A 14,796-nucleotide genomic window follows, 5' to 3' on the forward strand; every position below is an offset into this window, starting at 1 on the left:
GGACTCCTCATCGTCATGGCTGACCTGTTCCCATCGTAGTGGGGCAAGCTCCGCGTTCTCACACAGCCCCCGAGGCTCCGACGCAGAAAGGGGACTTGTCGATCGGAGTCGTTCGTTCCGGCTTCGCCGACAGTGCTGCCCGCCCGACCTGTGGACAGCCTCCCACCGAGCTGAGCGCGTCACTCAGACTCCGTTCCTAGACTTGGGCGCTCAGGACTGGGTCCGGACTCGGCGCTCAGGACGGGGCCGGGACGGGGCGAGCGAGGATCGACGAGGTGACGATGGATCTCAGGCAGGGCGTGGAGACGTGGTGGGAGGCCATCACCTCCGGATTCGGACGCGGGGACGGACTCGAGCTCGGGCCGACGCAGCTGCTCATCATCCTCGGCGTGCCTCTGATCATCACGATGACGCCGGCGATCTGGCGGTTCTTCGGGCTCTTCGTCACCTTCGTCCACGAACTCGGTCACGCCTTCGCGGCGCTGACGACCGGACGGGTCGTGCGCGGGATCTCGCTCAACTTCGACCACTCGGGGCAGATGAATTCGTTCGGTCGGGTCGGATTCTCCGCAACGTGGGCGGGATTCTGGGGATATCCGGCACCGGCGGTGCTCGGGCTCGTCCTCATCACCTCGGCGATCTACGGCTGGGCACCGCTCGCGCTCTCGCTCGGTGCGCTCGTCCTCCTCATCGCGCTCATCTTCATCCGCAACGTCGCCGGCGTCGTCATCGCCGTGTGCACGGCAGTGGCCGCGCAGTTCCTCGTCGTCTTCCTGCCGCCCGAGTGGATCGCGGTCTTCGTCGCCGGGCTCGGCGTCGCGCTCGCCCTCGGCTCGCTCAAGGACCTCGTCAAGGTCATCCGCGTCCACACCCGCCGTCGGAACGTCCAGCAGTCCGACGCGTTCATCCTCAGCCGCGGCTCCGCGATCCCCGCGGGCGGCTGGCTCACCCTGTTCGCCCTCGTCATCGTCGGGTGCGCGATCGGGTCGGGACTCCTCATCTACTCGGCGTTCGTCGTCTGATCCCCTCGCCGAGGCGGGGCTTGCCCCCGAATCCCGACCGTCGTCGGGATCCCTGGTCAACCGGGGTTCCACCGGACTGGATCTTCCCGGTGATCCGAGTTTCCTCAGGCGCCGGAGTTCCCAAGGAGCCCTCGTTCCCTAGGGCCGGGGTTCCGCGGGTGGCCGGAGGTCCCCGGGCCGCCGAAGATTACAGGGCGACCGGGCGACCGCAGTCACTGGGGACCGGGCCACCCCAACGGCGATGCACGATTCGTGCGGGCGGGCACAGCCGCCTCGGCGAGGGGATGCTCCACCTCCCCGCCTGGACGGTCGGCAGGGACCGGTGCACGGAACCCCTGCGTACGGCGCCCACGGTGGGATGACAGAATCGGACTATGGATCTGAGCCCGAAGTTCGCTGCCGTGCTGTTCGACTGTGACGGCGTCCTCGTCGATTCCGAGAGCATCACGAACGAGGTGCTGCGCGGGATGCTCGCGGACATGGGATGGGACCTGACCCAGGAGGAGGCCGTCGCCCGGTTCGTCGGCAAGATGCTCCGCGACGAGGCCGACGTCATCGAGGAGCACACGGGCGTGCGGATCGACGCCGACTGGCTCGCCGACTTCCGACAGCGACGCAACGTCGAGCTCGAGGCCCGCCTCGAGGCGATCCCCGGCGTCGTCGACGCCGTCCACATCATCGAGAAGGCCTACCCCGGCAGGCTCGCGTGCGCCTCGAGCGCCGACCGGCCCAAGATCGAACTGCAGCTGAAGAAGATCGGCCTCTACGACGTCTTCAAAGGACGGATCTTCTCCGGCATGGAGCTGCCGCGGTCGAAGCCCGCCCCCGACGTCTACCTCGCCGCCGCGCATGCGCTCGGAGTCGACCCCGCCGAGGCGGCCGTCATCGAAGACTCCCCGACCGGCGTCATCGCGGGGCGGGCCGCCGGATCCTACGTCTTCGGCTTCTGCCCGCCGTCGCCCGTGCACCAGACGCCCGAGACCCTGCTCGCCGCCGGCGCCGACGCGACCTTCGACTCGATGGCGGAGCTGCCGGGGCTGGTCACGCGCGAGGGGTGAGGGCTGGGACTGGGTTTCCCACCTGTCCGCCTCTGATTCCAGAACGACGAATTGCACTCTGGGCTGCCGATTCAGCCTGCTCGGACGTGCAGTCGGCCTGCTCGGCCGTTCAGTCGGCCCGTCCTTTCAGCCTGCCGATAGGTTGCCCCAGCCTGCCGATTGGCAGCCGAAAATCACTGAGCGTCCGAAATTCAATGAATTCGACGTTCGAAGAGATTTCGAAAAAAGGATTGACACGATTTGTGACGTGACCTACACTGGAATCAACGATCCACACTGAAGTGGAAAGGCAGGTGACCGGCAGTGGAGGACCCTTCGAACCCTGATGGGGCCGCTTGCGATGCCGCTGGTGGTGACCAGCCGAATCAGCCGCGCACTCCTCGTTTCGATGTCGACCCCGATTCCCCGTTCGCCGACGCCCTTTCTGTCTACACCGCCTGTGACCGCGCGCATTTCGACGCGATGCGGACCACTGCCGGGCTGTTCCTCGACGAAGTCATCGAGCACCTCCGCCTGCTCAACCCGCGGCCTGATGAGCCCTATGCACATGCGTCGTTCATCGACACCGCCCACAGGTATGAGGTTCCCGAGAGCGACGAGCTCGAAGGCCCTTCGAACAGTGGTGCGTCTGCGGAGGCTGTGACCGACGAGGGTGAGTCCGCGAACTCCGATGGCCGTACCGACGAAGCGGAGTCCTCGAACGCGGACGGACCCACCGATGCCTCCCCCGACGAAGCAGCTGTCGGCGCTGCCGGCGAAGCAGCAGTCTCTGCAGCAGGACTCGGTGGAGCAGGACTCGGCGCAGATTCCCCGGAACCCGAGCATCTGCCGGGGTTCCCGCGGTTTCGGCCGGACTCGACGTTCTACACCTGGGTGCACATGTACTCCCACACCGAGGACCTTGCCGAATTCGCCACCGTCCTCGGCGCGACGACCTCGCGCACCTACAGCCACGTGACCGCGTCGATGATCCTCGTTCACGGGTTGCCGCAGTTCTATCAGCGCTGCCTCGGCGGCGAGTTCACCATCGAACACGTCAACGTCGCGACGCGGCTGTGCCAGGACGTGCGCTTCGCACTGCTGCCGAACATCGACGACTACCTTGCCGGGAGGCGTGCCGACATCACCCCGGAGACGTTCGCGAAGTCCCTGGGCACACGGATCAATGCGATCCAGCCCGAACCCGATCGTACGAAGACGGCGCACGAGAAACGACGGGTGTCCATTACGACGTATCCCGACGGGACTGCCAGCGTCTCCCTCGTCGGACCCGCGGCCGACCTGCAGGCCTACTATCTGCGGATCGAGGCATTCGCGAAGGCGATCCGCAACGGCAACACAGCCTGTTTCGCCGACCAGCTGCCCGAGGGTGCCGTCATCGACGACGATCGTGCGATCGACGCGCTGATGTTCGACATCGCCACATGCACCCGTCCCCAGGTCCGCATCGAAGTCCTCGCGGAAGACACCGAAACTGGGGCGACGACGACTCGGCAGATCCCGCTCGACCTCGAGCATGTCCGCAGCGTCGACGACATCGATGATTCCATCGCCGAGGCGGTCGACACCGCCACGAGCATCCCGGCCGGCAAGAGCACCGCTTCGGTCGGCGGCGGAACCGGGGACGGGGCCGAGGACGGCGCCCGGGCCGGCGCTGACGGACTCCGCGCCGACGGACTTCGCGCTGACGGACTTCCCCATGACGGTTCCGGCAGACTTGCCGAGTCCGATGGCATCGTCGCCGAGGATTACGAGCTGGACTCCGGTTCGGTCGTCGATCGCGACGAACAGGGTCGCAGTCGCATCAAAGTGCTCGTGTCGATGCCGACGGGTCCGTACTGGTTCGCCCTGCAGGCGAAGATGATCACCACCGTGCCCTGTATGACTCTTCTCGGACAGTCCGACCTGCCCGGCGCCTTCCCCGATGGGTCGCCGATCCCGGCGGAGACGGCGAGGGCGATCGCTGGCCAGTGCTCGACCTGGACCAGGATCCTCACCGATCCTGCCACCGGTACTCCCATCGACGCCAAGGCCAAGAGCTACTACATCCCGCAGTCGGTGCGACAGACGCTGGTGACGAAATGGCAGAGATGCACGATGCCCGGCTGTCGACGGCGAGCGGAGTCCTCCGAAGTCGATCACATCATCCCCTACAACCACGATGATCCGGCCACGGGCGGACTCACCGTGTTCGGCAACCTCCACCCGCTGTGCAAGAAGGACCACCAGGCGAAGACCGACGGGAAGTACTCGGTGAGCATGGACGAGAACGGCGTGCTGGAGTACCGATTCCCGCACGGAATCAGGGCGACGGTGGCTGCAGGGGACAACCCTGTCAACATCGAGAACGCTCGGCTGATGGGCGACGCGGCTCGGCTGATGGGCGACGCGGCTCGGCTGATGGGCGACGGGGCTCAGAGCGTGAGCGGGAACGTGGGAGACGCTCCAGCGACAGACGATGGCGCGGGCACTGTTTCGGAACGAGGCAGCGCTGCGGGTGGCGACGGTGGCTCGGAGCGCGACGGTGGCTCGCATAGCGATGCAGTCACTCCTGTGCCGGAACCGGGTGACACCATGTTCGCTGAGGAGTGCCCTGGGCCCGAAGGAAGCGTCGGCTCTCCAGGCTGGGTGAGCGCGCCGGAAATCTCCCCGTGGCTGCTCCGGTGCCGTGAGGGTGAGGACTCAGGCGATCCGACCATGGCGCACACGAACTCCCAGGAGCGAAACTCTCGGAATCCTGGCCCCCAGAATCCGGGCGCTCGAAAGTCGAACCCACAGAACTCGAAGGTACGGCGCTGGGTCTGGGACAACGGCGAACCCCCGCCGTTCTGACCGGCCTGTTCCTCAGTCTTTCGACCAGGCCCGCTTGGCCACCCACTCCCACGACTACTCGATAACCGGGTCAGATAACCGCATGACCGCACAACCACTCAAAGGGGGACGGCCCAGTCAGACTGACTGGGCCATCCTTCTCTGCACCGCTCTCCACCTTCGACAGGCTCACCGACCCGGTCTGTCAGCGGTCGGGCGTCTCCGTTCCCGTCTCCTCGATCACCCGGCGGACATCGTCACGGGTCTTGACCTCGCCGTTGCGGACCGCCTCGGCGATCTTCTCGTGCTGGTCGTCGGTGACGACCGGGACCTCCTCACCGTTGCAGTCGACGATGCGGCCGTCCTTGATGGTGTCGCCCTCGGCGAGGATGGCCTCGTGATCGAGCAGGCGCTGCAGGTCCTCCCTGCGGACCACGCGACCGGTGCCGGCGACGAACACCGAGCGATCGGAGCGGTCCTTCGACTTCGCGCCGATGTGGTTGAAGATGAGGTTGAGGAGGACGGCCATGATCGTCGCGGACGAGATGCCCGAATGGAGGATGATGCCGACCCACGACGGGAAGGCGTTGTAGAACTCCGGCGCGACGACCGGGATGATGCCGAACGCGAGCGAGACCGCGACGATGATCATGTTGAGGTTGCCCTCGTACTCGACCTTCGACAGGGTGCGGATGCCCGACGCCGCGACCGTTCCGAAGAGGACGATGCCGGCGCCGCCGAGGACAGGGGAGGGGATCGCCGCGACGACCCCGCCCATGACGGGCAGCAGACCGAGGACGACGAGGATGACGCCGCCGGCCGTGACGACGAACCGCGACTTCACGCCCGTGATCGCCACGAGACCGACGTTCTGTGCGAACGCCGACTGGGTGAACGAGTTGAAGACCGGGGACACGGCGGAGGAGAGCATGTCGGCGCGCAGGCCGTTGGCGATGCGCTTCGAGTCGACCTTCGTCTTCACGATCTCGCCGACGGCGATGATGTCGGCGGTGGTCTCAGCGAAGGTGACGATGATGACGATGAACATCGAGATGATCGCCGCCGCGGAGAATGTCGGCATGCCGAACGCGAAGGGTTCGGGGAAGGCGAAGACGCCGCGATCGAGCACGTTCGAGAAGTCCGCCCAGCCGAAGATCAGGCAGACGATCGTGCCGACGACGATCGCGAGGAGGATCGACAGCCGCGAGATCATGGCGACCGGGATCCTGCTGAGTAGGAGGACGACGGCGAGGGTGCCGACGGCGATGAGGATGTTGCGCATGCTCCCGTAGTCGGGGGCCTCGGCGTTGCCTCCCATTGCCCAGCCCGCGGCCACCGGCATGAGCGAGAGACCGATCGTCGTGATCACCGTTCCCGTGACCACCGGTGGGAAGAACTTGACGATGAGCGCGAATCCCGGGGCGACGATGAGGCCGATCGCCGAGGCGACGATGACCGCTCCGAAGACCTCCGGCAGACCGTCGCCTCCCGCGAGGATCGCCGTCATCGTCGCGACGCCGGCGAACGACACGCCCTGGACGAGCGGCAGCTGCGACCCGAAGAACGGCACGCCCCACGACTGGAGGATCGTCGCGAGGCCGCCCATGAACAGACACGAGGCGATGAGCACGCTGATGCCGCTGTCGTCGAGTCCGGCGGCCTTGCCGATGATGAGCGGCACGGCGATGATTCCGCCGTACATAGTGAGGACGTGTTGGAACCCGTAGGCGAACGACGTCCCGACGGGAAGTCGCTCGTCCTCGGGGCGACGCTGCTTCTGCTGTGACTGCTTGGACACCGACATCTGCTTCTCCATTGAATTCCTGCCCGCTGATCCGGGCCCCCGGACGCGAGCCTGAGTATCCGGACTCGAACCGGAGCGGTCGGATGTCAGTCCGACCTCCATGAGCTCGCCAGCGGCTTCCACGGAGCCGAGACCTCACCTGCGAGGGGTCGGCACCTCTGCTCATCATCATTCAATTCTCGGGAACAACTTCCAAGATGTGAAAGAAAGTTTCCTTATCGCAGAACACTAGGCGAAGTGAACGGCGATGGCAACTCGAATTCGTGATCCGGAACACATGCTAGAGTGCAGTCTTGTCGGTGTGCCCCGCAGGCACAAATCGCACGCGGCTCGGACTTCCGTTCGGACTCGGATCGAAGCCTGCGAAGAGGGACTGCGCACCGACCGGCGGAGCAGCAGACGCCGTGAAACCTGAGCTGGCGGCGATCGCCCCAGCGCAGTCGCCGCGACAGCGGGCGGGCCGTGGCCCACCTGAGAGCACACGCACGAGAGGCGACGCAGATGTCCAGAATCTGGCTGCGCAATCCCAAGGCCGTCCACCTCGGCCGCAATACTGACGCGACCGCCGACGGTGGGATCGTCATCGACACTGAGACCGGGACGATCGTCGAGCTCGTGCCGGCTGGCCGCGAGCCTGTGGGCGGTGGGCCCGTGGACGATGGGGCATCGAGCAGCGGCCCCGCCGGAGCCTTCGACGAGATCATCGACGTCAGCGATCACGTCATCACCCCGGGGCTCATCAACACCCATCACCACTTCTATCAGACGCTCACCCGCGCGTGGGCTCCCGTCGCCGACCTCCCGCTCTTCGGCTGGCTGACGAACCTCTACCCCGTGTGGGCGCGCCTGACTCCGCAGGCCCTCGAGCTCGCGACCACCGTCGCCCTGGCCGAACTCCTCGAATCCGGCTGCACGGCTGCCGCCGACCACCACTACCTCTTCCCGACGGGCATGGACGACGCGATCGACATCGAGGTCGAGGCCGTCCGCCGCCTCGGCATGCGCGCGATGCTCACCCGCGGATCGATGTCCCTCGGCGAGGAGGACGGAGGCCTCCCGCCGCAGCAGACCGTCCAGGACCCCGAGGTCATCCTCGCCGACTCCCGCCGCCTCGTCGAGACCTATCACGAGCGCGGCGCCGGCGCGCAGGTGCAGATCGGCCTCGCCCCGTGTTCCCCGTTCTCGGTGACCACCGAGCTCATGCGCGAGTCCGCGGCGCTCGCCGCCGACCTCGACGTCCGCCTCCACACCCACCTCGCCGAGACCCTCGACGAGGAGGACTTCTGCCGCGAGCGCTTCGGTCTGCGCACCGTCGACTACCTCGACTCGGTCGGCTGGCTCGGCGATCGCACGTGGCTCGCCCACGGAATCCACTTCGACGACGAGGAGATCGCCCGCCTCGGCGCGGCCGGCGTCTCCGTCGCCCACTGTCCGACCTCGAACATGCGCCTGGCCTCGGGCATCGCCCGCGCCGTCGAACTCGAGGACGCGGGCGTCCACGTCGGCCTCGGCGTCGACGGCTCTGCCTCGAACGACGCCTCGAACCTCATCCGGGAGGTCCGGCAGGCCCTCTACCTCCAGCGTCTGCGCTACGGCGCCGAGGCGGTCACGTGCGAGCGCGTCCTCGACTGGGCGACCGCGGGTTCGGCGGCAGCGCTGGGCCGCGACGACATCGGCACCATCGCGGTCGGCAGGCAGGCCGACCTCGCGCTGTTCCGCCTCGACGGCCTCGCGTTCTCCGGCTCCCACGACCCGATCCCCGCCCTCGTCCTCTGCGGCGCGGAGAAGGCCGACCGCGTCATGGTCGGCGGGCAGTGGCGCGTAATCGACGGTCACGCGATCGACGCGGACGGGCAGGCGCTCGACAAGGAGGCCCTCATCGCCGCCCACCAGGAGGAGGCGCGACGGCTCCTCAGCGGGTGAGTCCTACTCACCGCTCCTTTGTCGAGCCGTCCCCCTCGAGGAATCCGCGCAGGAGCTGCTCGGTGCCCTCGGCGTGCTGGGCCGCCAGCGTCGCCGCCGCCTCGGCGTCATGGTCGAGGATCGCTGCGACGAGCTGCTGATGCTGCGTGCACGAATGCTCGACGTTCGTGTGGATGAACGGAATCCGATCGAGCAGCGCATTGATCCGGTCCCGCGTCGTCGCCGCGGCATGCGCGAGCGACGGGATGCCTGTGAGCTCGGCGATCGTGAGATGGAAGCGGGCATCGAGGGCGCGGAACTGCTCGATGTCCTCGGCCGAGGACCCCAGCGGCATCCAGCAGCTCCGCTCCGCGGAGATGAGCCTCTCCCGCTCCTCGGCGCCGAGTTCGCGACCGGCCACGATCCGTGCCGCCGAGGTCTCGAGGATGTGCCGGAACCGCACCGCATCGTCGAGCTCGCCGAGGTCGACCCCGGCTCCCGTGTCCGCGCTCGGCAGCCGGGTGACGAAGGCGCCTCCGTACCGGCCCCGCCGGACGTCGACGACGCCGGCTGTCTGCAGTTCGCTCAGCGCCTGGCGCAGGGTGGCCCGTGAGACGTCGATCCGCGCGGCGAGCTCCCGCTCGGGCGGCAGCTTGTCCCCGACGAGGTACTGGCCGAGGCGGATCGCGCGCAGCAGCTCGGCGATCGTGTGCTCGAAGACGTTGCCCCCGCGCATCCGGGCAGGGCGAGTGGGAGAGCCAGCGGCGCTGTGCCTCTCGTCCCCGGCATCGGCAGTCCGTTCCACGCCCAAACCTCCTCTCACCTCGACTTCCCTCCGCGGCCTCGACGGAGCTCGTCTCGACCTTCGGCAGATCCTTGACACCGTGATCTGAGTCATACTACATTCGACCCCAGCCAATGGTCTGATTGTGATCCATTGAACGTGATGGGGCGGATATGAGCAAGAACATCGAGTACGGCAACGTCGACGAGAACTACCTCGAGAAGCGGCAGCTGAAGAAGGGCGCGGCCGGGTGGATCCTGCTCGCCGGCCTCGGCGTCGCCTACGTCATCTCCGGTGACTTCTCCGGCTGGAACCTCGGCCTCGCCGAAGGCGGCTGGGGCGGTCTCCTCATCGCCTTCCTCCTCATGGGGCTCATGTACGTGTGCATGGTCTTCGGCCTCGCCGAGCTCTCCTCGACCCTGCCGACCGCGGGCGCCGGCTACGGATTCGCCCGCCGCGCGCTCGGCCCGCTGGGCGGCTTCGCCACAGGCATGGCGATCCTCATCGAGTACACAATGGCTCCGGCGGCGATCTCGACGTTCATCGCCGGCTACGTCCAAGCCCTCGGCATCCTCCCCGAATCCGTCCCCACGTGGACGATCTACCTCGCCGCGTACGCGATCTTCGCCGGCGTCCACCTCTGGGGCGTCGGCGAGGCGCTGCGGCTGATGTTCGTCATCACCGCGATCGCCGTCATCGCCCTCATCGTCTTCGTCGTCGCCGCGGTCGGCCACTTCGATGCCGCGAACCTCTTCGACATCGAACCGACGACCGCTCTCGGCTCGAGCGCGTTCCTGCCGATGGGCTTCAGCGGTCTGCTCGCCTCGCTCGTCTTCGGCATCTGGTTCTTCCTCGCGATCGAGGGCGTGCCCCTGGCCGCCGAGGAATCCGCCGACCCGAAGCGCGACATGCCCCGCGGCATCATCACCGCGATGGCGATCCTCGTCGTCTTCGGCGCTCTCATGCTCCTCCTCGTCCCCGGCATCGCGGGCTCGGCGGCCATGGGCGAATCCGACAACCCGCTGCCCGAGGCGCTGCGCTTCGTCTACGGCGAGAACTCGTGGCTGGCGACCTTCGTCAACTGGGCGGGCCTCGCGGGTCTCATCGCGAGTTTCTTCTCGATCATCTTCGCCTACTCCCGCCAGCTCTTCGCGCTCTCCCGCGCCGGTTACCTGCCCAAATGGCTCTCCCTGACCGGCAAGCGCAAGACCCCGGTCCTCGCGCTCATCGTCCCCGGCACGATCGGCTTCCTCATCGCCGTCCTCTCCGGCGGCAACGGCGGAGTCCTCCTCAACGTCGCCGTCTTCGGCGCCACCGTCTCCTACGTCCTGCTCAACCTCTCGCACATCCGCCTGCGCTTCAAGGAGCCGGACCTGCCTCGCGGTTACCGCACCCCCGGCGGTGTCGTGACGACGGGCATCGCCCTCGTGCTTGCCTCGGTGGCCGTCGTCGCGACCTTCTTCGTCGACATCCTCGCCGCCGCGATCGCCGCCGGCGTCTTCCTCATCGCGCTCGCCTACTTCTGGTTCTACTCCCGCCACCACCTCGTCGCGAGCGCACCCGAAGAGGAGTTCGCCCAGATCGAGGCCGCCGAGAGCGAACTCAAATAGACAGCGGACTCAGACAGACAGCGGACTCAGACAGATCCTGACCACCTCAACGACCGACGAGACAGCACGCACAGAGAACTGAGGTACCACCGATGACCCATCTGACCACGCCCTCCGAGGCCACCTCCGCCGAGGCGGCAGCCCCTGCCGATGTCGCCCCGGCAGCCGCCTCGGCGCCCACGACGGCACACGCCCCGCAGCGGACCACCCGCGGATCCCTCCAGGCGAAGCCGCTCACCCTCGACGAACTGCGCCGACTCACCGAGGCCGGAGAGATCGACACCGTCGTCGTCGCCGTCACCGACGCCCAGGGACGCCTCCAGGGCAAACGCCTGGGCGCACAGTTCTTCCTCGACGACGTCGCTGGGCACGGCTCCGAGGCCTGCAACTACCTGCTCGCCGTCGACGTCGACATGAACACCGTCGACGGCTACGAGATGTCCTCGTGGGAGACCGGGTACGGCGACATGGTCATGCAGCCCGACCTCGCGACCCTGCGCCTCATCCCATGGCAGCCGGGCACGGCCATGGTCAACTGCGATCTCCTCTGGACCACCGGCGCCGAGGTGACCGCCTCCCCCCGGCAGATACTCAAGAAGCAGCTCGACCGCCTCGCCGAGGCGGGGATGAGCGCCCACGTCGGCACCGAACTCGAGTTCATCACCTTCGATACGAGCTACGAGGACGCGTTCGCCTCGAAGTACCAGGGGATGACCCCGGCGAACCAGTACAACGTCGACTACTCCCTCCTCGGCACCGCTAGGATCGAACCGCTGCTGCGCGACATCCGCAACTCGATGGCCGGTGCCGGCCTCTACGTCGAGGGAGCGAAGGGCGAGTGCAACTTCGGTCAGCACGAGATCACCTTCCGCTATCAGCAGGCGCTCAAGGCCTGCGACGACCATGCGGTCTACAAGAACGGGGCGAAGGAGATCGCCGCCCAGCACGGCAAGTCGATCACCTTCATGGCGAAGTACGACCAGAAGGAGGGATCGTCGTGCCACATCCACTTAAGCTTCCGATCCGCTGACGGCGACATGGTCATGGCCGGCGACGGTGAGCACGGCTTCTCCCCACTCATGGAGCACTTCATCGCCGGCCAGCTCGCCTGCATCGAGGACTTCACGTACTTCTTCGCCCCGAACATCAACTCCTACAAGCGCTTCGTCGAGGGCTCGTTCGCCCCCACCGCCGTGGCCTGGGGCTTCGACAACCGCACGTGCGCGTTCCGCGTCGTCGGGCACGGACCGTCCCTGCGCGTCGAATGCCGGGTCGGCGGCGCCGACCTCAACCCCTACCTCGCCGCGGCCGCCCTCATCGCCGCCGGCCTCCACGGGATCGAGAACGAACTCGAACTCCCGCCGATCACTGAAGGCAACGCGTACACGACCGATGCGAAGCGCCTGCCGACGACGCTCACCGGTGCCCGCGACCTGCTCGAAACCTCCGAGATCGCCAAGGCGGCCTTCGGAGATGACGTCGTGCGCCACTACGTCCATGCCGCCGATGTCGAACTCGACGCCTACAATGCGACCGTGACCGACTGGGAGAGGATCCGTGGCTTCGAACGACTCTGAGAGGGCGGACGCCGCCCCGGTCATCGCGATCACCTCGTACATGCAGCAGGCCCAGTGGGGAGTCTGGGACGCCGAGGCGGCCCTCATCCCCGCCGACTACGTCCGGATGGTCGCGGGGTGCGGGGCGATCCCCGTCCTCCTGCCCCCGCACGGGCAGACGCCCGAGGTCCTCGACCGCGTCGACGGCCTCCTCATCGCAGGCGGTGCCGATGTCACCGCCGAGGCGTACGGACAGGTTCCGCACGAGCGGACCGCCTCCCAGCCCTTCCGCGACGAGTCCGAGTTCCTCCTCTTCCGCGGCGCGCGGGAGCGCGGGCTGCCCGTCCTCGGCATCTGCCGGGGCCTCCAGGTCATCACCGTGGCCACCGGGGGCACCCTCATCCAGCACCTGCCCGAGGTCCTCGGGCACTCCGACTACCAGCCGAACCCCGGCGTCTACGGCGAGGTCGCAGTGACGACGGAGCCGGGCAGCCTCGCCCGGGCCATCCTCGGGGAGGCGGCTACGGCACCCTGCTATCACCATCAGGCGGTCGACCGCCTCGGCGAGGGATTCGTCGTCACCGCCCGCAGCGGTGACGGACTTATCGAAGCCATCGAACCCGACCCTGCCCGCTCTGCGGAGACCGGTGAGGACGGGTGGCTGTTCGCGGTGCAGTGGCACCCCGAGCACAACCCGGACGACGCCCGCGTCGTCTCAGCCCTCGTCGACGCGGCCAGGCAGCGGATGAGCGGAACCGGGGTCCGCCTCGGCGAGAGGATCACAACGTGAAGGAGAGCAGTGACGTGAGTACGTTCACCGTCGTCAACCCGGCCACAGAGGAGTCGATCGCCGAGGTGGAGATCGCCGATGTCGACGCCACCGACGCCGCGATCGCGAAGGCGCAGACGGCCTTCGACGAGTGGCGGAAGGTCGCCCCCGGCGACCGGGCGCGGCTGCTGCGGCGCTTCGCCGACGCTGTCGGCGGGGCGATCGACGAACTCGCCGCCCTCGAGGTCGCCAACGCCGGGCACACGATCTCGAACGCGACGTGGGAGGCGGGCAACGTCCGCGACGTCATCGAGTACTTCGCGGCGATGCCCGAACGCCTCTTCGGCCGGCAGATCCCCGTCGACGGGGGAGTGAACATCACCTTCGCCGAACCGCTCGGGGTCGTCGGGGTCATCGTCCCGTGGAACTTCCCCATGCCGATCGCCTCGTGGGGGTTCGCCCCCGCGCTCGCCGCCGGCAACACCGTCGTCCTCAAACCCGCGGAGATCACCCCGCTCACGGCGATCCGCATCGGCGAACTCGCCCGCGAAGCCGGGATCCCCGAGGGCGTGCTGACGATCATCCCCGGCAAGGGATCTGTCGTCGGCGAACGCTTCGTCACCCACCCTGCCGTACGGAAGATCGTCTTCACCGGCTCCACCGAGGTGGGCAAGCGGATCATGGCCGGCTGCGCGGCGCAGGTGAAGAACCTCACCCTCGAACTCGGCGGCAAGAACTCGAACATCGTCTTCGACGACGCCGACATCGCCGCCGCTGCGGCAGCGGCCCCCGGGGGCGTCTTCGACAACTCGGGACAGGACTGCTGCTCTCGCTCGCGGCTGCTCGTCCAAAGGGGGATCTATGACGAGTTCATGGCCGCCCTCGAGGAGTCCGTCGGAGACTTCGCCGCCGCCGATCCGACGCTTCCGGACACGGCGATGGGACCGCTGGTGACCGCAGCGCACCGGGACAAGGTCGCCTCCTACGTCGCCGCCGGCGAGGTCGCGTTCCGGGGAACGGCACCGGAGGGACCGGGGTTCTGGTTCCCGCCGACCGTGCTCACCCCGGCCTCGACCTCCACCGCTGACTTCACGGAGGAGATCTTCGGTCCCGTCCTCTCGGTCGTGCCCTTCGACACCGAGGCCGACGCCCTGCGGATCGCCAACGACACCGAATACGGGCTCTCGGGCTCGATCTGGACGAACAGTCTCGACCGGGCGATGAGGGTCTCCCGCGGGGTCGAGGCCGGGAACCTCTCGGTGAACTCGCACGCCTCGGTCCGGTACTGGACGCCGTTCGGCGGGTTCAAGCAGTCCGGGCTCGGCCGCGAGCTCGGCCCCGACGCGGTCGCGTCATTCACGGAAGTCAAGAACGTCTTCTTCGCGACCCGGCCGGGGGAGTGAGCCGGGCTCGGCGAGCTCCAGACCCACCACCTCAGCCACACCACCTCAGACACACCAACTCAGACACACCAACTCAG

At 67.6% G+C, this 14,796-nt stretch carries 10 protein-coding genes; 8 read left to right on the plus strand and 2 right to left on the minus strand.

All coding sequences use genetic code 11. The annotated features are described in order from the left end of the window. Nucleotides 1-281: 281 nt before the first annotated feature. The 3 genes from ACQ1RG_RS04775 to ACQ1RG_RS04785 all read left to right on the plus strand — a co-directional run bounded on the left by ACQ1RG_RS04775 (nucleotide 282) and on the right by ACQ1RG_RS04785 (nucleotide 4,912). On the plus strand, nucleotides 282-1,022 hold the full coding sequence (locus ACQ1RG_RS04775) for a M50 family metallopeptidase (protein ID WP_009379797.1): 741 nt from the start codon (nucleotides 282-284) through the stop codon (nucleotides 1,020-1,022). Between the two features lie 374 nt (nucleotides 1,023-1,396). Further along, nucleotides 1,397-2,080 (plus strand): HAD family hydrolase, encoded by a 684-nt coding sequence (locus ACQ1RG_RS04780; protein WP_009379795.1) that lies wholly within the window; start codon nucleotides 1,397-1,399, stop codon nucleotides 2,078-2,080. A gap of 462 nt (nucleotides 2,081-2,542) precedes the next feature. Continuing rightward, nucleotides 2,543-4,912: an HNH endonuclease signature motif containing protein gene (locus tag ACQ1RG_RS04785; RefSeq protein WP_190246639.1), complete on the plus strand. Its 2,370-nt coding sequence runs from the start codon at nucleotides 2,543-2,545 to the stop codon at nucleotides 4,910-4,912. A gap of 184 nt (nucleotides 4,913-5,096) precedes the next feature. Here ACQ1RG_RS04785 and ACQ1RG_RS04790 read toward each other — a convergent pair whose 3' ends face one another. Then, nucleotides 5,097-6,707, minus strand: a complete 1,611-nt coding sequence (locus ACQ1RG_RS04790; RefSeq protein WP_009379791.1) for a nucleobase:cation symporter-2 family protein — start codon at nucleotides 6,705-6,707, stop codon at nucleotides 5,097-5,099. Nucleotides 6,708-7,196: 489 nt separating this feature from the next. On the opposite strand from ACQ1RG_RS04790, the gene ACQ1RG_RS04795 reads away from it, so the two are divergent. Beyond that, the gene (locus ACQ1RG_RS04795) at nucleotides 7,197-8,618 is read left to right on the plus strand and encodes an 8-oxoguanine deaminase (RefSeq protein ID WP_430600599.1); all 1,422 of its coding nucleotides are present in this window, start codon (nucleotides 7,197-7,199) and stop codon (nucleotides 8,616-8,618) included. Nucleotides 8,619-8,625: 7 nt separating this feature from the next. Here the strand turns inward: ACQ1RG_RS04795 and ACQ1RG_RS04800 are convergent, their stop codons facing one another. Further along, nucleotides 8,626-9,402, minus strand: a complete 777-nt coding sequence (locus ACQ1RG_RS04800) for a FadR/GntR family transcriptional regulator (RefSeq protein WP_009379788.1) — start codon at nucleotides 9,400-9,402, stop codon at nucleotides 8,626-8,628. Between the two features lie 152 nt (nucleotides 9,403-9,554). On the opposite strand from ACQ1RG_RS04800, the gene eat reads away from it, so the two are divergent. The 4 genes from eat (at nucleotide 9,555) to ACQ1RG_RS04820 (ending at nucleotide 14,719) form a co-directional block, all read left to right on the plus strand. Then, on the plus strand, nucleotides 9,555-10,991 hold the full coding sequence (eat, locus tag ACQ1RG_RS04805; protein ID WP_009379786.1) for an ethanolamine permease: 1,437 nt from the start codon (nucleotides 9,555-9,557) through the stop codon (nucleotides 10,989-10,991). 92 nt (nucleotides 10,992-11,083) lie between these two features. Beyond that, nucleotides 11,084-12,568: a glutamine synthetase family protein gene (locus ACQ1RG_RS04810; RefSeq protein ID WP_009379784.1), complete on the plus strand. Its 1,485-nt coding sequence runs from the start codon at nucleotides 11,084-11,086 to the stop codon at nucleotides 12,566-12,568. Then, nucleotides 12,549-13,337, plus strand: a complete 789-nt coding sequence (locus tag ACQ1RG_RS04815; RefSeq protein WP_009379776.1) for a gamma-glutamyl-gamma-aminobutyrate hydrolase family protein — start codon at nucleotides 12,549-12,551, stop codon at nucleotides 13,335-13,337. The genes ACQ1RG_RS04810 and ACQ1RG_RS04815 overlap by 20 nt, the downstream gene beginning before the upstream one ends. A gap of 14 nt (nucleotides 13,338-13,351) precedes the next feature. Next, nucleotides 13,352-14,719 carry an aldehyde dehydrogenase family protein gene (locus tag ACQ1RG_RS04820; protein WP_040342187.1) on the plus strand — a complete coding sequence of 456 codons (1,368 nt, stop codon included), beginning with the start codon at nucleotides 13,352-13,354 and terminating at the stop codon, nucleotides 14,717-14,719. The last annotated feature ends 77 nt before the right edge of the window (nucleotides 14,720-14,796 follow it).

This window comes from Brevibacterium sp. K72 (genome assembly GCF_050562175.1).
Classification (GTDB): domain Bacteria; phylum Actinomycetota; class Actinomycetes; order Actinomycetales; family Brevibacteriaceae; genus Brevibacterium; species Brevibacterium casei.

Bases quoted from the DNA above. Each gene is read 5' to 3' on its own strand.
- ACQ1RG_RS04810 (WP_009379784.1), top strand. From the start codon at position 11,084: ATGACCCATCTGACCACGCCCTCCGAGGCCACCTCCGCCGAGGCGGCA.
- ACQ1RG_RS04795 (WP_430600599.1), top strand. From the start codon at position 7,197: ATGTCCAGAATCTGGCTGCGCAATCCCAAGGCCGTCCACCTCGGCCGC.
- ACQ1RG_RS04785 (WP_190246639.1), top strand. From the start codon at position 2,543: ATGCGGACCACTGCCGGGCTGTTCCTCGACGAAGTCATCGAGCACCTC.
- ACQ1RG_RS04780 (WP_009379795.1), top strand. From the start codon at position 1,397: ATGGATCTGAGCCCGAAGTTCGCTGCCGTGCTGTTCGACTGTGACGGC.
- eat (WP_009379786.1), top strand. From the start codon at position 9,555: ATGAGCAAGAACATCGAGTACGGCAACGTCGACGAGAACTACCTCGAG.
- ACQ1RG_RS04775 (WP_009379797.1), top strand. From the start codon at position 282: ATGGATCTCAGGCAGGGCGTGGAGACGTGGTGGGAGGCCATCACCTCC.
- ACQ1RG_RS04790 (WP_009379791.1), bottom strand. From the start codon at position 6,707: ATGGAGAAGCAGATGTCGGTGTCCAAGCAGTCACAGCAGAAGCAGCGT.